Source organism: Nocardia sp. CS682 (assembly GCF_004634405.1).
In the GTDB taxonomy this organism is placed as follows: Bacteria; Actinomycetota; Actinomycetes; order Mycobacteriales; family Mycobacteriaceae; genus Nocardia; species Nocardia ninae.
Genome location: NZ_CP029710.1, coordinates 6745879 through 6767209, shown reverse-complemented (window position 1 = coordinate 6767209; position 21331 = coordinate 6745879). Strand labels below are relative to the sequence as shown.

General features: G+C 67.3%; 23 protein-coding genes. 10 read left to right on the top strand and 13 right to left on the bottom strand.

Going from position 1 to position 21331, the window contains the following annotated elements:
* Positions 1-26 precede the first annotated feature (26 nt).
* Positions 27-947 (bottom strand): NADP-dependent oxidoreductase, encoded by a 921-nt coding sequence (locus DMB37_RS30430; protein WP_135235607.1) that lies wholly within the window; start codon positions 945-947, stop codon positions 27-29.
* A gap of 421 nt (positions 948-1368) precedes the next feature.
* Between DMB37_RS30430 and DMB37_RS30425 the strand changes: the two genes are divergently transcribed.
* Positions 1369-1827 (top strand): DUF1707 domain-containing protein, encoded by a 459-nt coding sequence (locus DMB37_RS30425; RefSeq protein ID WP_135235606.1) that lies wholly within the window; start codon positions 1369-1371, stop codon positions 1825-1827.
* Between the two features lie 85 nt (positions 1828-1912).
* Here DMB37_RS30425 and DMB37_RS30420 read toward each other — a convergent pair whose 3' ends face one another.
* On the bottom strand, positions 1913-3304 hold the full coding sequence (locus DMB37_RS30420) for a glycine--tRNA ligase (RefSeq protein WP_135235605.1): 1392 nt from the start codon (positions 3302-3304) through the stop codon (positions 1913-1915).
* A gap of 222 nt (positions 3305-3526) precedes the next feature.
* Here DMB37_RS30420 and DMB37_RS30415 point away from each other — a divergent pair, with 222 nt between their 5' ends.
* The 3 genes from DMB37_RS30415 to DMB37_RS30405 all read left to right on the top strand — a co-directional run bounded on the left by DMB37_RS30415 (position 3527) and on the right by DMB37_RS30405 (position 5436).
* The gene (locus DMB37_RS30415; RefSeq protein WP_107654920.1) at positions 3527-3877 is read left to right on the top strand and encodes a helix-turn-helix transcriptional regulator; all 351 of its coding nucleotides are present in this window, start codon (positions 3527-3529) and stop codon (positions 3875-3877) included.
* Positions 3878-3880: 3 nt separating this feature from the next.
* The gene (locus tag DMB37_RS30410) at positions 3881-4327 is read left to right on the top strand and encodes a Fur family transcriptional regulator (protein ID WP_135235604.1); all 447 of its coding nucleotides are present in this window, start codon (positions 3881-3883) and stop codon (positions 4325-4327) included.
* 125 nt (positions 4328-4452) lie between these two features.
* Positions 4453-5436 (top strand): hypothetical protein, encoded by a 984-nt coding sequence (locus DMB37_RS30405; RefSeq protein ID WP_135235603.1) that lies wholly within the window; start codon positions 4453-4455, stop codon positions 5434-5436.
* 119 nt (positions 5437-5555) lie between these two features.
* Here DMB37_RS30405 and DMB37_RS30400 read toward each other — a convergent pair whose 3' ends face one another.
* A complete protein-coding gene (locus DMB37_RS30400) occupies positions 5556-6530 on the bottom strand; it encodes a hypothetical protein (RefSeq protein WP_135235602.1) in 975 nt (324 codons plus the stop codon).
* A gap of 102 nt (positions 6531-6632) precedes the next feature.
* Between DMB37_RS30400 and DMB37_RS41480 the strand changes: the two genes are divergently transcribed.
* Both DMB37_RS41480 and DMB37_RS41475 read left to right on the top strand, forming a co-directional pair.
* Entirely contained in the window at positions 6633-7013 is a 381-nt protein-coding gene (locus tag DMB37_RS41480; protein ID WP_240771724.1) for a TetR/AcrR family transcriptional regulator, read from the top strand.
* Positions 7010-7237, top strand: a complete 228-nt coding sequence (locus DMB37_RS41475) for a hypothetical protein (RefSeq protein WP_240771723.1) — start codon at positions 7010-7012, stop codon at positions 7235-7237. The genes DMB37_RS41480 and DMB37_RS41475 overlap by 4 nt, the downstream gene beginning before the upstream one ends.
* Positions 7238-7320: 83 nt before the next feature.
* Here DMB37_RS41475 and DMB37_RS30390 read toward each other — a convergent pair whose 3' ends face one another.
* Positions 7321-7596, bottom strand: coding sequence for a YggT family protein (locus DMB37_RS30390; RefSeq protein WP_135235601.1), 276 nt, complete (start codon positions 7594-7596; stop codon positions 7321-7323).
* A 282-nt stretch (positions 7597-7878) separates the two neighbouring features.
* Between DMB37_RS30390 and DMB37_RS30385 the strand changes: the two genes are divergently transcribed.
* A complete protein-coding gene (locus tag DMB37_RS30385; protein WP_135235600.1) occupies positions 7879-8304 on the top strand; it encodes a hypothetical protein in 426 nt (141 codons plus the stop codon).
* 44 nt (positions 8305-8348) lie between these two features.
* Here the strand turns inward: DMB37_RS30385 and DMB37_RS30380 are convergent, their stop codons facing one another.
* From DMB37_RS30380 to recO, 7 genes are all read right to left on the bottom strand, one after another.
* Positions 8349-8954 carry a response regulator transcription factor gene (locus DMB37_RS30380; protein WP_135235599.1) on the bottom strand — a complete coding sequence of 202 codons (606 nt, stop codon included), beginning with the start codon at positions 8952-8954 and terminating at the stop codon, positions 8349-8351.
* 57 nt (positions 8955-9011) lie between these two features.
* On the bottom strand, positions 9012-10190 hold the full coding sequence (locus DMB37_RS30375) for a sensor histidine kinase (RefSeq protein ID WP_135235598.1): 1179 nt from the start codon (positions 10188-10190) through the stop codon (positions 9012-9014).
* A 207-nt stretch (positions 10191-10397) separates the two neighbouring features.
* Positions 10398-11183: an ABC transporter permease gene (locus DMB37_RS30370; protein WP_135235597.1), complete on the bottom strand. Its 786-nt coding sequence runs from the start codon at positions 11181-11183 to the stop codon at positions 10398-10400.
* A 1-nt stretch (position 11184) separates the two neighbouring features.
* The gene (locus tag DMB37_RS30365) at positions 11185-12150 is read right to left on the bottom strand and encodes an ABC transporter ATP-binding protein (RefSeq protein ID WP_135235596.1); all 966 of its coding nucleotides are present in this window, start codon (positions 12148-12150) and stop codon (positions 11185-11187) included.
* Between the two features lie 81 nt (positions 12151-12231).
* On the bottom strand, positions 12232-12642 hold the full coding sequence (locus DMB37_RS30360) for a hypothetical protein (RefSeq protein WP_167768983.1): 411 nt from the start codon (positions 12640-12642) through the stop codon (positions 12232-12234).
* A gap of 14 nt (positions 12643-12656) precedes the next feature.
* Positions 12657-13466: an isoprenyl transferase gene (locus tag DMB37_RS30355; protein ID WP_135235595.1), complete on the bottom strand. Its 810-nt coding sequence runs from the start codon at positions 13464-13466 to the stop codon at positions 12657-12659.
* A 59-nt stretch (positions 13467-13525) separates the two neighbouring features.
* Positions 13526-14278, bottom strand: a complete 753-nt coding sequence (recO, locus tag DMB37_RS30350) for a DNA repair protein RecO (RefSeq protein WP_135235594.1) — start codon at positions 14276-14278, stop codon at positions 13526-13528.
* A 141-nt stretch (positions 14279-14419) separates the two neighbouring features.
* Between recO and DMB37_RS30345 the strand changes: the two genes are divergently transcribed.
* A complete protein-coding gene (locus tag DMB37_RS30345; RefSeq protein ID WP_159080204.1) occupies positions 14420-14800 on the top strand; it encodes a DUF1870 family protein in 381 nt (126 codons plus the stop codon).
* 14 nt (positions 14801-14814) lie between these two features.
* Here DMB37_RS30345 and DMB37_RS30340 read toward each other — a convergent pair whose 3' ends face one another.
* Complete coding sequence (locus tag DMB37_RS30340) at positions 14815-15414, bottom strand: TetR/AcrR family transcriptional regulator (RefSeq protein WP_135235593.1); 600 nt, start codon at positions 15412-15414, stop codon at positions 14815-14817.
* Entirely contained in the window at positions 15401-16267 is an 867-nt protein-coding gene (locus DMB37_RS30335) for an alpha/beta fold hydrolase (protein WP_135235592.1), read from the bottom strand. Before DMB37_RS30335 ends, DMB37_RS30340 begins: the two co-directional genes overlap by 14 nt.
* 223 nt (positions 16268-16490) lie before the next feature.
* Here DMB37_RS30335 and DMB37_RS30330 point away from each other — a divergent pair, with 223 nt between their 5' ends.
* Together DMB37_RS30330 and DMB37_RS30325 are read left to right on the top strand one after the other, a co-directional pair.
* Positions 16491-17936, top strand: a complete 1446-nt coding sequence (locus DMB37_RS30330) for an amidase (protein ID WP_135235591.1) — start codon at positions 16491-16493, stop codon at positions 17934-17936.
* A 213-nt stretch (positions 17937-18149) separates the two neighbouring features.
* Complete coding sequence (locus tag DMB37_RS30325; protein WP_206055037.1) at positions 18150-21326, top strand: NACHT domain-containing NTPase; 3177 nt, start codon at positions 18150-18152, stop codon at positions 21324-21326.
* The last annotated feature ends 5 nt before the right edge of the window (positions 21327-21331 follow it).

Below are 21331 nucleotides of genomic sequence, written 5' to 3'. Positions count from 1 at the left end.
ACACCTTCAGTGCGGCAAACCGAGGTTCAGGGACGCAGAACAATCTTGCCGCGCGTGTGCCGCTGCTCCAGCTCCCGGTAAGCCTCCTGCACCTTGTCGAGCGGATACGCCCCGGCGATCGGCACTTCCAGGGTGCCCGCCGCGGCGAGGTCCGCCAATTCGGTGAGCACATCGACGGTCCCCGCGGCGGCGTTGCCGTCGCCTTTCACGCCGTACTTCTCGACGGCGGCAAAGTTGATGATGGTGTCGATCCGCTCGATCGGCACGCCGAGTTCGACGGCGATGTCCACGTAGTCGGCGCCGAACGTATCGATGAACGCGTCCACACCCTTCGGCGCGGCGGCCCGGAGGCGCTCGATCAGTCCGTCGCCGTACGCGACCGGTGTCACGCCGACCTTCCGCAGCCAGTCGTGGTTGGCCGCGCTCGCGATACCGATCACCTCGGCCCCGCGCGCACGCAGCAGCTGCACCGCGATCGAGCCGACGCCGCCCGCGGCGCCGGACACCGCGACCGTGTCGCCCGCGTTGGCCTCCACCGCCCGCAGCGTCGCGAAAGCCGTTGTCCCCGCGACGTATAGGGCACCCGCGACATCCCAGTCCAGTCCGGCGGGCTTGGGCGTCACCTGGTCTACGGGCACCACCACATGCGTCGCGTGACTGGCTCGATCTTCAGTGAACCCGAGCACCTCGTCGCCGACCTCGACCCCACCGATGCCATCCCCGACCTCGACGATCCGCCCGGCGAAGTCGCTCCCCTCGCCCGACGGGAACGTCGCGGGCCATTGCTCGCGGAACACCCCGCTGCGGAGGTACGCCTCACCCGGATTGATGCCCGCCGCGACCACCTCGACCACCACCTGCCCGGGCCCGGCGGTCGGCGTCGGCACCTCGACCACCTTCAACTCTTCGATTCCGCCATAACGATCGAACTGCACCGCTCTTGCCATGCTCGGCTCCTCGTTTCGGTGACTTACGGCATTTCGAGCGTCAACCGCGCGCCAGGACCGGTTCATTCCCCTCGGCCTGCGCCTGAAATCGATCGTTCCGCACCGGGACTCTGCGCGCATCCATGTCGTCAAGCCCACTGAACGCACTCGCACCGTGTCGGCCGATTCGTTGCGCTCCGGCAGCCGGTCTACCCTCGTGGACCGCTGTTCTGCGAGGGAGAACCCTGTGTACCGTCCCGCCGTGACAACCCGCGACGAGTGGCTGGCAGCCCGCACGAGCCTGCCGGCCTGGACTTCACCCCGCTCGGCAGGCAACGGCACGTCGGCGCGGCGCTGCATCACGACGGCTACGGCACCGATGCCGCGCACTGCCACTGAACAATAGCGGCGCGATCACGCACCACCGCTTACTCTGACCAGTGTGGGTGCGGAGAATGTGCGGGCGTCTGATGCCGACCGCGAGAAAATCGTTGAACGACTGCGTTTTGCGATGGACGAGGGCAGGTTGACCCTGCACGAGTACGACGACCGGCTGCAACAGGTGTACGCCGCCAAGACCTATGGCGAGCTGACCCCGCTGCTGTCCGATCTGCCCGATCTGCCCGCGCACCGCGGTTCGCGCGCGGCGCAGGCCAAGCCGGTGCCGCAGTGGGTCGTCATCATGTGGACCCCCTGGGTGTTCGTGAACATGCTGTGCCTGCTGATCTGGGCGGCCACCGGCATGGGCGACTTCTGGCCGTTCTGGGTGGCGGTGCCGTGGGGTTGCGCACTGCTCATCCCGACGGCGATCGGAATCATCGTGCGCGGCAATGGTTCCGGACCGCAGCAGCCACCGATGCCGCCCATGCCGCCGCTGCCACCTGTCCCGCCGAGGCGCTGAGACAGCTAGGCGGCGAAGGGCGCAACGACAAACGACCCGCACCGATCACTCGGTGCGGGTCGTCCGTTCGAGTCTCGCGAAAGCCTCAGGACCCCAGCAGATGCTGGGCCAGGTAGCCCTCGACCTTGTCCAGCGCGATCCGCTCCTGCGCCATCGAATCCCGCTCGCGGATGGTCACCGCCTGATCCTCGAGCGTGTCGAAGTCGACGGTGATGCAGAACGGGGTGCCGATCTCGTCCTGGCGCCGGTAGCGGCGGCCGATCGCGCCCGCGTCGTCGAACTCGACGTTCCAGTTCCGGCGCAGTTGCGCCGCAAGGTCTTTCGCCTTCGGCGTCAGATCCGCGTTGCGCGACAACGGCAGCACGGCCGCCTTGACCGGGGCCAGCCTGCGGTCCAGCCGCAGCACCGTGCGAGTGTCCACGCCGCCCTTGGCATTCGGCGCCTCGTCCTCGGCGTAGGCGTCGACCAGGAACGCCATCAGCGAACGGGTCAGGCCGGCCGCGGGCTCGATGACGTAGGGGATGTAGCGCTCGTTGGTGGTCTGGTCGAAGAAGCTGAGCTCGGTGCCCGAGTGCTCGGAGTGCGTCTTCAGGTCGAAGTCGGTGCGGTTCGCGACGCCCTCGAGCTCACCCCACTCGTTGCCCTGGAAGCCGAAGCGGTACTCGATGTCGGTGGTGCCTGCCGAGTAGTGCGACAGCTTTTCCTTCGGGTGCTCATAGAGCCGCAGGTTGTCCGGGTTGATGCCCAGATCGGTGTACCAGGAGAAACGGGTCTCGATCCAGTACTTGTGCCACTCCGCGTCCTCGCCCGGCTTGACGAAGAACTCCATCTCCATCTGCTCGAACTCGCGGGTGCGGAAGATGAAGTTGCCGGGGGTGATCTCGTTGCGGAAGCTCTTGCCGATCTGGGCGATACCGAACGGCGGCTTCTTGCGCGCGGTGGTCATCACGTTGGCGAAGTTGACGAAGATGCCCTGCGCGGTCTCGGGCCGCAGGTAGTGCATGCCGTCCTCGGACTCGATCGGGCCGAGGTAGGTCTTGAGCATCATGTTGAAGTCGCGCGGCTCGGTCCACTTGCCGACGGTGCCGCAGTTCTGGCACGCGACCAGTTCCATCGAGACGGTGTCCGGGTCGTCGATCTTGTGCTTGAGCGCGTACGCCTCCTGCAGGTGGTCCTGCCGGAAACGATGATGGCAGTTCAGGCACTCCACCAGCGGATCGTTGAACACACCGACGTGGCCCGAGGCCACCCACACCTGACGCGGCAGGATCACCGACGAGTCGAGGCCGACGATGTCCTCGCGGCTGGTGACCATGGACCGCCACCACTGCCGCTTGATGTTCTCCTTGAGCTCGACACCCAGCGGACCGTAGTCCCATGCCGACTTGGTGCCTCCGTAGATCTCACCGCTCGGGTACACCAGACCCCGGCGCTTGGCGAGGTTGGCAACGGTGTCCACCTTCGACTTGGGTGCCACGCGAGAATTCTCCATCCACTACGAGTCGGATTGTGCGTTCAGGCTCTTGTTTTGCGTGTACGCAACGATACGAAGACAGACTATCGGCCCTGCCCAACCGACTTTCCACCGCACGGCCAACGCTCCGGCGCAGCAGCGAAAACACCAGCCCCGGCGCGTCCGTTTGACATGCGCAACTATGCATATCAAAATGGGATCGCTTTCCAATAAGGAGTTGGTGCCATGACCGCCGAGACCGCCGCCGCCCATCCACACAACCCGTACCGCTCGCCCGCGCCCGCGCTGGTCCCGGCGCGGACCGTCCTGGAGGACGCAGGCGAGTTACTTCGAGCCCTGGCCGCACCCGTCCGCATAGCCATTGTGCTGCAACTGCGCGAGTCACCGCGCTGTGTCCACGAATTGGTCGACGCGCTCGGGGTGACCCAACCGCTGGTGAGCCAGCATCTACGCATCCTCAAGTCCGCGGGCGTCGTGCACGGCGAGCGGTCCGGTCGCGAGGTGCTGTACGAACTCGTCGACGACCACCTCGCGCACATCGTGGTCGACGCCGTCGCGCACGCCGAGGAAGGGTAATTCGTGTCAGAGAACACTGTCGTTCCGCAGAAGCCGGTCGGCATCCGCAGCACCAGACAGCGCAGTGCGATCGCCGCGCTGCTCGGTGATATCGAGGAGTTCCGCTCCGCGCAGGAACTGCACGACGAGTTGCGCAAGCGCGGCGAGGGCATCGGCCTGACCACGGTGTATCGCACGCTGCAGTCGCTGGCCGACGCGGGCATGGTCGACGTACTGCGCACCGACACCGGCGAATCGGTTTATCGGCAGTGTTCTACCGGACACCACCATCATCTGGTGTGCCGGCACTGCGGGCGCACCGTGGAGGTGGAGGGTCCGACCGTAGAGGCGTGGGCAGGTGCCATCGCACGTGAACACGGTTTCACCGAGGTCAGCCACACCATCGAGGTATTCGGCACCTGCCGGTCCTGCGCGACCGCGGGCAATGGCGACGGCCGGGCGGTCGAGTAGTCCGCTCAGCGGACCGTGCCCTGGTTAACACCGCCCCTCCCCGTACAGATTTCAACGCGAGCCCGAGAACGCCCGGACGGAACCGGGTGTCTAACGCTGGGTTCGCACATCTTCTGGGAGGCAGCGTGCGCTCGATTCCATCTGTGGTTGCGGCGGGTAACCGTCGAATCCGCACCGCCGCAGGAACGGTCGCGCTGGTGGGCGCGGCCGCGCTCGTCCTGACGGCATGTAACGACAAGGCAGGCACCGCGACTCCGACCTCGGCTGTAGCCAGCAGTGCCGCAGCCACCAGCGTCGTCGCCAACGGTCAGCCGGGCGGCAAGAGCGGGCAGTCGACGGTTCGGGCGGTCGGCAAGACCGGCTGGTTCGACGGCTTCGCCATCACCGTCGAGAAGGCCACCCTCGTGCCCGACGAATACGGCGGCGCCAAGGTGCTGATCGATATCACCTACAAGAACACCACGCTCGACAACAAGACCATGGGCAACAACACCTCACTGCTGGTCGACGACGAGGTCGACGGCGGAGCGAGCTGGGACAACCCCACGGTGCCCGGCGGTGGATCGGCGACCGGCAAGGTGACCACACCGGTCAAGTCCGCCAAGGACGCCGAGCACCTGCTCGACACGATGACCGTGGTCTACGGGCAGGCGTCGGACAACCAGACCAAGATTCCGCTCCGCGCGGCAGGCAAAGTCGAGAGCGTGCCGCCGAAGCCGTTGCCCATCACCGGCACGCTGGTGCAAGGCCACACCACGATCGAGGTGACCGCAGGCAAGCTCGACCCGAGCTACGCCAAGAACGAGCGCGGCAAGAACGAACTCGCGTTGCACATCAAAATTACTGGTGGACAAGGGGTTCCCGCAGGCGGGGCGAACATCTTCACCGAGTACTTCTCGTTGAAGACACCGGACGGGAAGACCGTCGTCGCCGACGACCGCAGCCCGATCAACGAGTTGCTAGACGCGGGCAAGACCATCGACAATCCGAAGAACTACGTCGTGTTCGTTTTGCCAGCACCCACCACCGGTGACTACGTGCTGAGCTACAACAGCCAGAAGGAAGAGGGCACGGCCACCGCACCAACCCTCGCGTTCACCGTGAGCTGAGATTCGCCACACTGACGTCGAAGTCGGCCGGCGGCGCAATCGCTGACTGAAACTCGATGAAGGCAAACCGTCGAGAGCCACCTCCTGAACGGAGGTGACTCTCGACGGTGCAGGCTTACTCAGCCCGCGGCGACGGGAACCGGTGCCGGGCTGGCGGTTTCAGCGGTGTGGCGACCACGCAGTGCGCCGATGCCGAGTAGTGCGAGGGCGGCGACGGACCAGGTCAGCAGTACTGCAAGCGGACCCGCGGCGCCCGCGCCGTCGAAGAAGGCGACGGAGCGGAGCAGGGAGGCGGCGGCGCCGGGCGGGAGGAACTGGCCGATGGCGCCCCACGGCTGCGGGAGCAGTTCCGGGGCCGAGGTGGCGGCGGAGAACGGATTGCCGATGAGCAGCATGGTCAGTGCGGCGATGCCGATGCCTGCCCGGGCGATTACCGCGGCGAGTCCGGCGACCGCGCCCGCGACTGCGAACGAGACGAGTCCGGCGACGGCGGAGAGTTCGAGGTAGGAGCCCGGCACCACCGACATCCAGCCGTGGATGATCTCCATGCTCAGCAGGCCGCCGACTACGCCGAAGGTGAGCAGCCCCAACGCTTGTGCGCCGACGGTCGGGATCACCAGGCTGAGCAGTACGCCCGCCGCGATGCCCGCCATCACCAGCGGCAGCACCATCGCGCCGAACGCGGTGCCGCGCGGGTCGTCGGAGTCCGCGGCAACCACATCCTCGACCCGAGGCGCCGGGGCACCGGACAGCTGTTGGCCGATCTGCGTGAGTTGTTGCGCGACAATCGGACTCGCACCGGAGGCGATTAGCACTCGCGGCGGTCCGTCGCCGGTCACGATCGCGCCGTAGACCTCGCGGTCCGCGATGGCGGCGCGGGCGGCGGCCTCGTCGGCCGGGCGGGAGATGTCGAAGGCGCCGGGGCTGTGCTCGGCCAGCCGGCTCGTCACCATCTCGGCTTGCGGTCCGGTGACGGCGATGGGCAGATCGCGTGGGTTGATATTGGCGGCGGGCCAGGCGAAGGCGATCAGCATCAGGGCCTGGAGCAAAGCGGCGCCGACACCGACGGCGAGCGCTCGCTGCATCGTATTCATGACGTTCTCCCGTAAATCGAATGATCGTTCTCTTTCGATGCGGATATCGTCGCGCGCGGCCGTGAACTTGTCAAGAACGGATGTTCGTTTTACTTTGGAGGCATGCCAAGAGTCAGCGAAGAACACCTGGAACGTCGCAGGCAGCAGATCCTCGAGGCGGCCCGCCTCTGCTTCGCACGCAAGGGCTTCCACGAGACCTCCATGCAGGACGTCTTCGCTGAATCAGGGCTGTCGGCTGGCGCGGTGTACCGCTACTTCAAGAGCAAGAACGACATCATCGCGGTCTTGGCTACCCAGACCACACTCCCCCTGCGCGCGCGGATGACCGAACTGATCCGCGCCGATCCGCTGCCCACGCCGGACGTGCTGGTCGCCACCCTCGCCCGGCACATGGTCGCGAACAGCGGACCCGACGGACCGTTGCGGCTGGCCCCCAAGCGTGGGCACTGGCGCTCATCGACCCCGACGCGGGCCAGTACGTGAAAGAGGCGATCCTCGGCCTCCGCGACCGCTGGTACGAATACACCGAGCGCATGCGCGACGCAGGGTGGATCCCCGCCGACGCCGACATCCACGCGGTGGCCACCGCCATCATGGGCGTGCTGCCCGGATTCATCTTGCAGCACTTGATAATCGGGGATGTCGACCCCGAAACGCTGGCCCGCGGGATCCGCACGCTACTGCCCTACGGGTCCCCGGACGCCTGACAAAGTACGCGGCATCCGCTCTGCCTGTGCGCGCGGGGAGGTCGGCCCGCCATCGGTGGAGCCAGCGCGGGCTCGCCCTCCGGTCAGAGGCTGAACGCGATCCCGCGCAGGATCAGCGCGACGATGAATACCACGGTGAACGCCAAGTCGATCGCCATCCCGCCGGCGCGGATCGGCTTCAATACCCGCCGAACAGGTGCGATCACCGGCTCGGTCGCGGCGTGGGCCAGTTCGCGGGGACGGTTGGCCCAGCTCGGATTGTTGCCGAGTGCCGTCATCCAGTCGAACACCATCCGAGCCAGCAGCAACACGATGAACACCGTCAAGACGTACCCGATCAGGGTCCCGATGAGGCTCATGTCCAACTCCTTCGTGGTGGCCGCGTTGGCCCTCTCACCAGTCTCAACGCGGCAGACGGGGTCAAAAGTGTCGCGTTTGCCGGGTTCTCAGCCGACTATCAGGTCGGTTCCGGCAAGCACTGTGGACAAGGGGCCGAACCGACAGCGACTCGCTCGCCGGCGGGCCCGTCCCCCAGAAACTACCGGCAGTCCGATCCGTTCCAAGCCATTGATCGCGGACTACACCTGTGTAAGTGTCGGAACCTCATGGGATGAATCTGTTCGTCGAGAGGGAAAACCGCAGTGACCGTTTCGAAGAAGACCGCCGCCACCGTGACCACGCTCGGCGCGTTGACCGCCGCGATCGCCCTCGCCGCCCCCACCGCGGGCGCCGCGGTCACCCGCATCGACATCGCACCCGGCCTGAGCTTCGGTAGCTCGGGTTCCTACGGCACCGGCTGCTCCTACACGGTCACGGCGACCGCACGACCGGGCGTCGCGGTGGTCTTCCTCGACGAGGTCGACGGAAACCGGACCGACACCACGTTCAAGCCGGTCGGTCCGGTCGCGGACGCCTCCGGCAAGGCCAGCACCACCTGGACCCCGGCCAAGAAGGGTGAGCACAAGATCTGGGCGGCCGAATACATCGCGGGCGAGACCTACTTCCTCACCTCGGTGACCGTCGGCACCGGCATCAACGCCGGCCCCGCCTGCGTCGTGCTGCCGTAATCAACCAGCGCACAGCCGCAGTCGAAAACCCTTGCGGCGCAGAGTCACAGCCATCCGAGCCGTTCGGCGGCACGGACGGCTTCGGCGCGGGTAGTGGTGCCGGTTTTGCCGATAGCGGCCGACAGGTGGTTGCGGACAGTGCCTTCGGAGAGGTGCAGCTGTTTGGCGATGGCGCCTGCGGTCGCCCCGTCGGAGGCGGCGGACAGGACCTCGCGTTCGCGTGCGGTGAGCGGAGAGGTACCCGCGGTGAGGGTTTCGGCGGCCAGGGCGGGATCGACGACCCGCAGGCCCAGGTGGACGCGGCGAACGGCATCGGCGAGCTCCCTCGCTGGGGTGTCCTTGACGACGAAGCCGCTCGCTCCCGCGTCGATGGCCCGACGCAAATAGCCGGGCCTGCCGAAGGTGGTCACCATCAGGACACGCACACCGGGATGAGTGGCGTGCAGCCGCGCGGCGACCGAAATGCCGTCCATGCCGGGCATTTCCACGTCCAGTAGCACCACATCGGGATTCGTGCGCGCGACCGCGTCGAGCACCTCGTCGCCGCGACCGACCTCCCCGACCACCTCCAGGTCGGATTCCAGCCCGAGCAACGCCGCGAGCGCACCACGCACCAGCGCTTGATCGTCGGCGAGCAACAGCCGGATCATCTGGCCCACTTCCTGTTTCGATATCGCCCCGCGCTCGGGGACGGTGACTTGACGGCCTTACCCGGGGACCGTGGCACGAACACGCACGCCCCCTTCCGCAGGCGCGGACAACGTCAACGTTCCGCCGACGGCCATGACGCGCGCGCGAAGACCGGTCAGCCCAGCGCCGGACGCCGCGCTCACCCCCAGGCCACGACCGTCGTCGACCACCTCGATGCTCGACGCCGTGACCGTCACCGTGCAGTGCCGGGCCGCGCTGTGCCGGATCACATTGGTGATCGCCTCGCGCAGCACCCAGCCGAATAATTCACTGTGCGGTACGTCCGCTGCGTCCGGCAGATCGGCGGCGATGCCCGCAGCAGCCAATGCCGTTCTCGCATTGGCGAGTTCGCCGCGCAGCGTGACCTCACGCAACCCGCCGACGGTATCGCGCACCCCCGCCAGCGCCTCCCTGGCGAGTCGCTCGATATCGGCGAGCTCGGTCTTCGCCCGGCCCAGGTCGAGATCGACGAGTCGTTGCGCGAGTTCGGTTTTCACCGTGATCACGGTCAGCGAGTGGCCGAGGATGTCGTGCACGTCGCGGGCCACGCGGTTGCGTTCGGCCACCAGCTCGAGCTCGGCGCGCTGGCGCCGGGCCAGCTCCGCGAGTCGCTCGCCACGCAGCCCGAGCTGCCTGGCCACCCAGATGCCCGCGGGGATGAAGGCCAGGTAGAACGGCCCATCGGCCAGCCTCCGGCCGGGCGCGAGCACCGGAAGCAGCAGCAGCGCGGTCATCACCAGGAGGACGACGTAGCCGGATTCGCGCTGGGTCAGGTGAAATATTCCGATCACCGCGACGTAGATCACGGTGGGCAAGGCGACGGCACCGAGTAGCAGCACCAACGCCACGTGCAGTGCCACCAGCGCCGCGAGCACCAGCCAGATCCGCCGGTCGGTCGGCTGCTCCACGAGGAGATCGCCGGGACCCGATCGTGGGAAACCTCGGAAAGAACCGACGATGAGCGCCGCGAACGCGAGCAGACATACCGCCGCGAGGCCGGCGGTGGCCGCCTCCCCGCGCGACCACCGCTGCACGATGGGGGCGATCAACCACCCCAGCCACACGACCGCGAGCAGCACGCCGAACCAACCGCGTCGGCCGGGACGCACCGCGAACGACTGATTCTCGAGCGCGCGGTCGATCAGGCTGGACACACCGCCCGCGCGCAGCTTGGCGAGCCCGGACTTCACGCCCATCCCGCACTCCTGGCACGCGACAGGACGCGCCGGCTAGCTCGCGGACCTCGGTCGATCACGAGGACAGACGGTACCGAACCCGGCTCGGTCAGCCCCGGCACAGTCCGTCCCGGGACCGACGCGAGAACTGTGCTCCGCACCGATCCCGGGATGGCGCGTCGCGGCCGTCCACCCCGCGAGCGGGACGGCCGTGCCACGCCCGACAGTTCAGCGTGCGGTGTCACGGCGGAACAGCATCGCCGATCCCCCGACGAACACCGCGGCCCAGCCGACGACATTCAGCACCGCCAATACGATCGACCCCGCACTGGTGTCGCCGAACGGCACCCGCGCCAGCGTGGCGACGCCGTTGGTCGGGAACACCTTCGACACCGTGCCGAACCACCCGTGCAGCGGAACGAACAACCCACCCGCGAAGGACAGCGCCGCGAGCAGCGGGCCGAGCAGTTGCATGACATTCTCCGACGGCAGCAGATAGCCGACGAACAGCCCGAAGGCCGCGAAGACCAGCGAGGTGAGCCAGGCGAGCAGAAAGCAACTCACCCACGCGACCGGTGTCAGCTGGGCGCCGAGCGCGGCACCGACGACGAACACCGCGGTGACCGACATCAGCCCCAGCACCATCGCGACGGCGACCTTGGTGGCGATGTAGGCGACCGGACGCAGTGGGGTGAGCCGCAGTTGGCGACTCCAGCCCTGCGCACGCTCGATCGCCACCATCGCGCCACCGCTGGTGGTGGCCAGCAGCGCGCCGTAGACGGCCATCGACACCATGACGTAGCCGGTCACGTTGCCTGAGCCGAAAGACTGTGTCCGGAAATCGGATTGCAGGCCGAAGATGACGAAGAACAGCGGCGGTAGGAGCAGCGTGAAGATCAGTGTCCGGCGGTTGCGCAGCATGCGGCGCAGTTCGACGCGCAGGAAGCCGACGCTGAAGCCGCCGAGCGGGGTGCGCCGGTGCCGCGATGCGGCCTGTGGGGTAAGGGTTGTCATGTCAGTTGTCTCCGGTGGTGAGCGCCAGGAACGCGGATTCGAGGTTGTGCGAGGTGATTTCGAGGTCGGTCGCCATGGTTTCGGTGAGCAGGTAGCGGGCTACCGCATCGGAGTCCTTGGTGTGCACGACGATTCGCTCGCCGCGCACCTCGACATCGTCGACGCCGGGCATGGCGAGCAGCGCGGCGGGCACGGCGCCGGGCAGGGTGGCAGTGACCGAATGGCCCGCAGCCAGGTTCTTGATCTCGGCGGCGCTACCGTCCGCGACTACCTGCCCGGCCCGGACCAGCACGATCCGGTCTGCGTAGGCGTCGGCCTCGTCCAGGTAGTGGGTCGCGAACAGGACGGCGCGGCCGCGCCGAGAGTCCTCCCGCATCGCGTTCCAGAAGTCCCGGCGCCCCTCCACGTCCATGCCGGTGGTCGGCTCGTCGAGCACGATGAGGTCGGGATTCGGCAGCAGCGCGAGCGCGAACCGCAGGCGTTGGCGCTGCCCGCCGGAGCATTTGCCGACCATGCGGCCCGCGATCTCGGCGATGCCCGCCCTGGCCAGCACCTCGTCCACCGGACGCGCGCTCGCGTGCAACGCGGCGACCATCCGCACGGTTTCGCCGACGGTGAGATCCGGTAGCAGCCCGCCGGATTGCAGCACTGCCGAGATCCGGCCTACCGCAAGCGCTGCCGCGGGCGAGCCACCGAACACCTCGACCGTGCCGGAGTCCGGCATCGCCAACCCGAGGATCATGTCGAGGGTCGTGGTCTTACCGGCCCCGTTGGGCCCGAGGAACGCGACGATCTCGCCCGGCTCGATGACGAGATCGAGCCCGTCGACAGCCCGGACCGCGCCGCCATTCGGTACCGAGAAACTCTTACGCAGATCGTGCAGTTCGATCGCCGGCGTCGCCGCGCGCCTGGGCCGCGAACCGCCGGCCGCGGCGAAGACGGCCGCGGTTGTCAGTGCTGATGTCATGCCCTAACGTTCGCGCACCAGCGCTCCGAAAACCCCGCACGCATGTCACGAGAATCCCATGACAGTTGTCATGGGGCGGGGTCAGGGCAGCAGACCCTGGCGAGCCCGCCCGGCGCCGGACAGCACGAGAACCAGCATGGTGGCCAGCGCTTGGTCATCGAGTCCGGCGGCGGGGAAGGTGTAGCGCAGGATGATGTCGGCGAGTTTGTCGTGCGCGATGACGGTGAGCGAGCCGAACTGCAGCGCGTTGTTCCGTTCGGCGACCCGCTTGTGCAGCTGCGGTTTGATCGGGCGGTCCCAGGCGAGCACGCAGGTGAGCGTGAGCACGTCCAGGCCGGGCGCGAGGCTCACCGCGCGCAGCGAGCACAGCGCACCCTCGTACTCGAACCCGATCGAGCCTTCGGGGTCGACGCGCACGTCGATGTCGTAGAGCGACAGGCAGGCGCCTGCGCGGGCTTGCAGTTCGTGCTCCGGGGTCACCGATGATTCCATGTCCGCGCCGCCGTTCATTTCGTGCCGCCGAAGCGGCGGTCCCGCGAAGCGTACTCGAGGCACGCGGCCCACAGGTTGCGCCGGTCGAAATCGGGAAACAGGGTGTCCTGGTAAACGTATTCGGCGTAGGCGGACTGCCAGATGAGGAAGTTCGAGCTGCGGAACTCACCGGAGGGACGCAGGAACAGATCCACGTCCGGCATGTCCGGCTCGTCCATGTACTTCGCCAGCGTCGCCTCGGTGACCTTCTCCGGGTCGAGCTCTCCCGCCGCCACCCGTCGCGCGATTTCCCTTGCCGCGTCGGCGATTTCGGCGCGCCCACCGTAGTTGACGCACATGGTGAGGGTCATCACGGTGTTGTCCTTGGTCAGCTCCTCGGCGACCTCGAGTTCGTTGATCACGCTGCGCCACAACCGAGGTCGCCGCCCGGCCCAGCGCACCCGCACGCCCATCTCGTTCATCTCGTCGCGGCGGCGCCGGATCACGTCACGGTTGAAGCCCATGAGGAAGCGCACCTCCTCGGGGCTGCGCCGCCAGTTCTCGGTGGAGAAGGCGTAGGCCGAGAGCCACTTCACGCCGATCTCGATACACCCCTCGACGGTGTCCATCAGCACGGCCTCGCCGCGTTCGTGGCCCGCGGTGCGCGGCAGTCCGCGTTCCTGTGCCCACCGGCCGTTGCCGTCCATCACCAGCGCGACATGGTTGGGCACCAGCACGGCCGGAATTTCCGGCGGACGCGCGCCCGAGGGGTGCTGCGAGGGCGGACGAACAGTGCGGGGTGCGCCCGACTTGGTCGCGGTGGAGGAGTCTCGGCGGAGGATCACGGCCCCTATCCTGCCTGATGGTTGTGGAGGCCTTGTGAAGGTCTCCGCCCACCCGGGGATCAGGCGGGCGAGCGCACCGGGCTCGACCGCTCGATCAGCGGCAACGTCCGCAACTGCCGTTCCAGGTGCCATTGCAGATGCGCGGCGACCAGGCCGCTGGCCTGCCTGCGCACCCCGTCGGGCACCGTCTCGATGTAGGCCCATTCCCCGCGCAGCAGCGCGACGAGCAGATCGAGCACCCCCGCGGCCGGTGTCGCCGCACCCGGCGGGCGGCAGTGAACGCACACCGCTCCCCCGGCCGCGACATGGAACGCCCGATGCGGGCCCGGCGTCGCGCACTTGGCGCATTCGTCCAGCGCGGGCGCCCAGCCCGCGAAACCCATGGCGCGCAACAGGAATGCGTCCAGGATCAGCTCATGGGGCCGTTGCTTGGCGGCAATGGCGCGCAACGCGCTCGCGGTGAGCGCGTGCAGTCGCGGCGCCGGGGCGCGCTCTTCGCCTGCCAGCCGTTCGGCGGTTTCCAGCACCGCGCAGGCCGTGGTGTAGCGCCCGTAGTCGTCGATGATGTCGGCGGCGAACGCCTCCACGGTGTGTACCTGGGTTACCACGTCCAGCGTGCGTCCCGGATGCAGCTGCACGTCGATGTAGGCGAACGGCTCCAGTCTGGCCCCGAACCTCGATTTGGTGCGGCGCACCCCCTTGGCCACCGCGCGCACCAATCCGTGCTGGCGCGTCAGCAACGTGACAATGCGGTCCGCCTCGCCCAGCTTGTGCTGGCGTACCACCACCGCCACATCTCGATACAAACGCACGCCTCATCCTCGCACGAGGACCCGACAGCCTTCGGCAGGCGCGGCATCACCTCTGCCACTTCCCCGACGAATCCCCCATGCTGCTCGGCGCACTGACCTATTCTTTTTCTCTACCGCACTGCTGGGGAGGGGTTTTCGGATTTGGACGACCTACTTGGTACCGGAACCGCCGCCGGGTTCCGGGCCACTCGCGAACTACTCGGTCTGCCGGTGCCCTGGTGCGCCCGGCTCTTCGCCGTCGCCGAACGCACCGTGGAACGGTGGGAACGGGGCGCCTTCCAGATCCCGGACACGGCGGCCCGCGAGCTGGCCGAGATTGCCGACGAGACCGAACAGGTGGTCGAGGCGATGGTCGACGCCATCGGCGCCGGCGAGATCTCCCCGCGCCTGCACACCTATCGGACCAACGACGACTACTGCAGGCACGAGCCGGACACCCGCTATCCGGCCACCTGGCATCGGGCCGTCTGCGCCCGGGTCATGGTCGAATTACCGCAGGTAGAACTACAGTTCGTGGAGTAGAACGCGGTGCGGATTCAGGTCTGCACGATGCCGGAGATGAGCAGCAGCACCGACTGCTGGGCTTCGGCGCGGGCACGGTCCGGGTCGTCGGCGTGCGCGACGATCAAAGCCGACTCGGTGAGCGCGCTGAGCAATAGCTGAGCAAGAACCTGAATGGGAACGTCGGCGATCAAGCCCGCGGCGCGAGCGCGTGCCAACTGCGCGGTGATCATGCCGAGGCCGTGCTGATTCTCGAATTCACGCCAGGCCTGCCAGCCCATCACCGCGGGCGCGTCGGTGAGCGCGATACGCAGCATGGCGGGGCGCTGGCAGATCTCCAGGAAGACGCTGAGGCCCACTGCCATCCCGGCCATCACATCGTCGGGATCGACTGCTGCGATGGCTTTTTCGATCTCCTCGGTGGTCTCCACCTCGATCTGTTCCAGTACCGCGAGGAACAGTCCGCGCTTGTCGCCGTAGTGATGGTGCAGCGCGCCGCGGGTGACCCCGGCCTCGGTGACGAGTTCCTCCGCCGAGGTGGCCGCGAAGCCGCGCTCGGTGAACAGGCGCCGTCCGGCCTGTTCGAGCGCGGCCCTGGTGGTACGGGAGCGATCCTCCTGGCTACGGCGTGGCATGCAGCCGAGTGAACTCCAGGATCGACTCGGTGAGCAACTCGGGCTGGTCTTCCGGCAGGAAGGTGTACGAGTCGTCGATGACCTTCAGCGTCGCGTGCGGCAGGTCCCTGGCCAGGCGTTCGGCGTAGGACATCGGGAAGATCTTGTCCTCGCGCGCCCACACCAGCAGCACCGGGATATCGACCGACGGAAAGCGGGACGCGGCTTCCAGCGTGTAGCGCCGGTGCGCGTTCTTCAGGAACAGCCGCAAATCCTTCCGAACGGCGCCCGACTGCTGTGGGCCCGCCAGATAGGAGTCGGCGATCTCCGGCGGCACCCGGCGCTTGGCGACCATCCCGAACACCAGTGGCGTCTGATGCAGCGCGCGGATGCGCGCCAACTCGATGACCGGGCGCATCGAGCCCGGGATCCGCGCCAGCCAGGACAGCAACGCGAACGGTTTGGGGAGGAAGCCCTCGTAGCTGTCGACCGCGGCGAGCACCACGCGGCCGAGCCTGGCCGGATGGCGGGTCATCAACACCTGGGTGATCGCGCCGCCGGTGTCATTGGCGACCACGGTGACGTCGGTCAGGTCGAGTCGTTCGAGGAAGGCTGCGACGAGGTCGGCGACGCCGGACGGGGTGAGGTCCGCATCGGGCAGCGCGATCTGGTGGGCGCCGAGCGGCCAGTCGGGGGTCAGGCAGCGGTGGCCTGCGGCGGCGATGCCGGGGACGACTTTGCGCCACAGGTCGGAGTTGACGAGCAAGCCGTGCACGAAAACCACCGGGGAGCCCTGGCCGGTGTCGTGGTAGCGGATGCGGCCGCCGGGCAGGTCTACCTCGTGGGCGGGGCCGAGTTCGGTGCTGATTCCCATTGTTCCTCCAGAGCGTTGCGGTGGGTTCACCTTTACATACATTCCGTATGTATGTCTACAGCTGAGCGGACTACCCAGCGGAAATCAGTCACGCCGCCCTTGGTTCCCTCTCCCCACAGAGATCGCCTGGACGAGCCCTGCCGCGGCGGCGCGAACGAGGAACTAGTCACTTGACCAGGTGCGCGATACCGTCTTCCGAAAGTGCGACGAGACGGAGCTCACGATGACGGTGCCCGACCCCACTCGGCAGGCGGCCGAGCCGCAGACCGGCGATCTCGGACTGGCCGACCATGCCGCCGCCCTCGCGCAGGGCACGATCAGCTCCGTTGCCGCCGTCGGCGCCGCCCTCGATCGCATCGAGGCGTCCCAGCCGACGCTCAACGCGTTTCGGATCGTGCGCCGGGAGCGCGCGCTCGCGGAGGCGGCCGACGCCGACCGTCGCCTCGCGGCAGGTGAGCGGCTACCGCTACTGGGTGTGCCGGTCGCGGTGAAGGACGACACCGACATCGCCGGTGAGCCGACGGCATTCGGTTGCGGCGGCAGCTTCGCCCCGAAAACCGAAGACGCCGAATCGGTTCGGCGGTTACGCGCGGCCGGCGCGGTGATCGTCGGCAAGACCAACACCTGCGAGCTCGGACAACTGCCGTTCACCAGCGCGGCCGCCTTCGGCCACACCCGCAACCCGTGGTCGGCCGACCACACGCCCGGCGGCTCCTCCGGCGGATCGTCGGCGGCCGTCGCGGCCGGATTGGTCCCTGCCGCACTGGGTTCCGACGGGGCGGGCTCCATTCGCATCCCCGCATCGTGGACCAACCTCGTCGGCATCAAACCGCAGCGCGGCCGGATCTCCACCTGGCCGCACGCCGAAGCGTTCTACGGACTCACCGTCAACGGGCCGCTGGCCCGTACTGTCGCCGACGCGGCCCTGCTGCTCGACGTGGCCGCAGGACCGCATGACGGCGATTTACACACTCCCGCACCGATTTCCGCAAGCGCAGCCGTCGGCCGCGATCCCGGCAGACTGCGCATCGCACTCTCGCTACGCACCCCGTTCACCGCGACAAGGACCGCACTGGACCCCGAGGTAGCGGCGGCGGTGCGACGCATCGGCGACACCCTACGCAAGCTGGGCCACTCCGTGACCGTCGCCGACCTGCACTATGGACTGCTGATCGGCGCGTCGTTCCTGCCGCGATCGATGGCCGGTATCCGCGCGGCACACCAGAAATTCCCTGGCGCCCAGGTGGATCCGCGCACTATCGCCAATACCCGACTGGGCAAACTCCTCGACGGACCCGTCCTGTTCGCCGCCCGCCAGGCAGAACCCTTGCTGCACAAGCGCATCGGCAGCTTCTTCCACGACTACGACCTCGTCCTCGCCCCCACCACCGCGACACCTCCCCCGCGCGCCGAGGACATCGACGGCATCGGCGTGCACGCCACCAACAACCTGATCACGGCCGCCTGCCCCTACACCTGGCCGTGGAACGTCCTCGGCTGGCCGAGTGTGAACGTGCCCGCCGGGTTCACCGAGGCTGGACTGCCGGTCGGCGCCCAGCTGATGGGCACGGCCGCCACCGAGCCACTGCTGATTTCCGTTGCGGCGCAACTGGAATCGGAGCTGCATTGGGAACGGGAACGCCCCACCCCGTGGTGGCTGTCTCACTGAACCGCGGACGCACCCCGCCTCCGTTCTCGAAACGAGAACACCCCGCAGGCCGGCACAGCGCGGTCCACCGGATTCGGGCCCTACCGCCGATATGAAAAGCCGCACCCATATTCGGGATCCGCACTCGCTTCAGTGCCCTTGAAGTCAGTGCGGATCCCGAGCAGAGGTGCGGGTCGCGAGTTCGGCGGTCACGCTGGGACGTATTTGCTCGAGGTGTCGGACAGCGATGGCATCATCGAGGACTACGAGGTGGATCGGGAAGCGCATCCTTGCGACAGGGGGCACATGAGCGCGGAACTCGTTGCGGTCAGGCTCGGTACCGCGCTGGTGGGGCGGGCGGCGCAGCTGCTGCTGGCGAAACAGCAAAGCGACCAGGCCCGGCGCTCCGATATGGACGAACTGATCCGGCGCCACATTCCTGGCTTTCGCCCGCAGCGCAGCGTCAAGCGACAGTTCGAGCAGATCGCGGACGCGGTGGCCGAACGGCTCGAGCCCATGCTCGCCCATGAGTTTCGCGGGATGGACGAGGGCGAGCACACGGCGGTCGTCGATGCGGTGGTGGACACCTTCGAGCAGGCCGATCTGTCCGATGCCGCGATCTTCGCGTCGAATGCCGATCCGGCGCAGTTGGCCCGGCGGATGCGCGAAACGGTGCGGACGCCGGATTGGCTCAGCGCCGCGGGATCGGCGCTGTATGAACAGCTCGTCGCGGAATGCTGCGACTGTTACGTCCAGATCGTGCGCCACCTGCCGGTCTTCGTCGAGCGGGCGGTGCCCGAGTTGCTCAGGCGCGTCGACAGATTGGGTAGTGATGTCGGGCAGGTCCTCGAGCGGCTGCCCAAGCGATCGCTGTACGCACCGGACGGCAGCGACCAGGACGCGGCCTTCCGCCGCGAGTACCTCGAGCTGATCAGCCGGACCCTCGACGAGGTCGAACTGTTCAGCTTCGCGGTCGAACAGCCTTTGCGGACAAAACTTTCCGTTGCCTATGTCAGCCTGCGAGTGGTCGGTCAGAACTACCTGTGGTTCGGTGACAGGCGCCAGGCCGACGAACAAGGACTCGGCGGCGGACGAGTCGAGGCAGCGTTAAGCCGAAAGCTGCGAATCCTGCTCCGCGGCGAAGCCGGATCCGGCAAGACGACGCTGCTGCGCTGGTTGGCGGTCACCGCGGCCCGTGCGACGTTCACCGGCGACCTCGCCGCATGGAATGGCCTGGTCCCCGTGCTGCTCAGGCTGCGCAGCTACACCGCTCGCGAGCTGCCCAAGCTGCACGAGCTGCTCGATGACGCGGCGGGACCACTGACGAGCCACATGCCCGAGGCCTGGGTTGATCGTCAACTGGCGAGCGGCCAGATCCTGTTGCTGGTCGACGGTGTGGACGAACTCGTTCCCTCAGATCGCGACAAGGTCCGGCAGTGGATCACTCTGCTACTCAACGCCTACCCGCTGACCAGAATGGTGGTTACCTCCAGACCAGCTGCGGCCCACAATGATTGGCTCGCCACGACCGATTTCACACCGGTCGAGCTCGAACGAATGACACAGTCGGATCTGAATGCCTTCGTCCGCCAATGGCATCAAGCCGTCGGCGAGAGTGGACAACGTCTGCCGTGCGCACCGACGGAACTGCCCGACTACGAACGCGCCCTGACCGCCAGTATCCGGGATCGCCCACATCTGCAGGCGTTGGCCGCGAACCCGCTCCTTGCCGCGATGCTGTGTTCGTTGCACCTGAGGCGTAAGCGACAGCTGCCGCGCAATCGCATGGAGCTGTATCAGATCGCGGTTGATCTGCTCGTGCAGCGGCGCGATGCAGAGCGGCATATCCCCAGCGCGCAAGGGGCTTCGCTCAGCTTGACCGACAAGGTCACCGTGCTTCGTGATCTGGCCTGGCGTTTGTCGGACAACCATCTCAATGAAGTCGACATCGACAGGGCCGCAGGATATGTCGCAACGAAGATCGCGTCCATGCGCCATCTGGAGGTCGATCCGCGGGACGTATTGGACTATCTGCTCAATCGATCGGGCATCCTGAGATCCCCTGCCGACGGCCGAATCGACTTCGTGCACCGAACCTTTCAGGAATATCTCGCGGCAGCCGAGGCCGCCGCGCAAGATCGCATCGGCAACCTCGTCGGACGCGCTCATCTGGACGTATGGCACGACACGGTCATCATGGCGGCTGGCCACGCCAACAGCAGCCAGCGCGGTGAGCTGATCACCGGCCTGCTCGACCGCGCGACCGACGACGACCGTAACGAGCGACACCTACGGCTGCTGGCCGCGTCGTGTTGGGAAACGATCGAGTCGCTCTCGGGTGAACTGGCCCAGCGGCTGGACGAGACGATCGCCGGGCTCGTCCCGCCGCAGGACCTCGATGAGGCTGCTTCGCTGGTTGCGGTCGGCGAACCGTTGCTGCGATATCTGCCGAAGAATCTCGAGGACGTTCCCGATGTAAGCGCGATGACGACGGTGCGGACGGCAGCACTCATCGGTGGGCCTGTCTCATTGCGGTTGCTGGGCGGCTATACCGAGGACACGCGAGAAGAAATACGACAGGAGCTGATCGCCACCTGGGACTACTACGACCCGACCGAATACGCCGATGAAGTACTCGCCAACTTCCCGCCGGAACCCGGTCTCGATCTCTGGCTGTTTCGTCCGCGCCAGTGGAAGCCGACCGTTCGGCTCGACAACCTCCGATCCTTGATCGTGGAATTCCCCTCGAGCATCGGCACACTGGCAGCCGACGGACTACCGGCAGCCCCTCTGCTCTCGTTGTTCCGGCTGACCGGAGTCAATGATCTGCGGGCGCTTGCCGCTGCGCGCGACCTCGGCTACCTCCGCAAGCTGGTGCTCGCCACGAATGACCATCAGGCAGTGCTCGACGGCCTGGACGGGCTGGCAGCATGCACCGGCCTTCGCCACCTTCAGTTGGTGGGCTGGAAGTCGCTGCCGCAGTTGACCGCAGCATCGCTACCTGTTCAGCTGCGATCGCTCGGCCTCGAGCCGGTTCCGGCGGACTACGACCTGACCTGCCTCGTAGATCTGAGCGAGCTCACTCTCAGCGGCGAGGGCGCACCCACCGCACTCACCACGGTCGGCGGAGCATTGCACCTCGAAAACCTGACCCTGGCCGATTGCGATCTCGTCGACAACCTGCCCACACTGGCCGCCACGCTGCCCCAGCTCCGATCACTGGAGTTGGCTGCGGTCACTCTCCCGGATGACCTCACACCCTTCGGCGATTTCCCACTGCTGGAGACGATTTCGCTGAAGGACTGTGCCGGGGTGGATGGCCGCGCGGTTGATTTGGCTTCCATCCCAGAGCCGAAGGCGCCCCGGCGATTGATCGTGACGCCCATGGCACGGCGACGACGGGAACGGTGATGCCG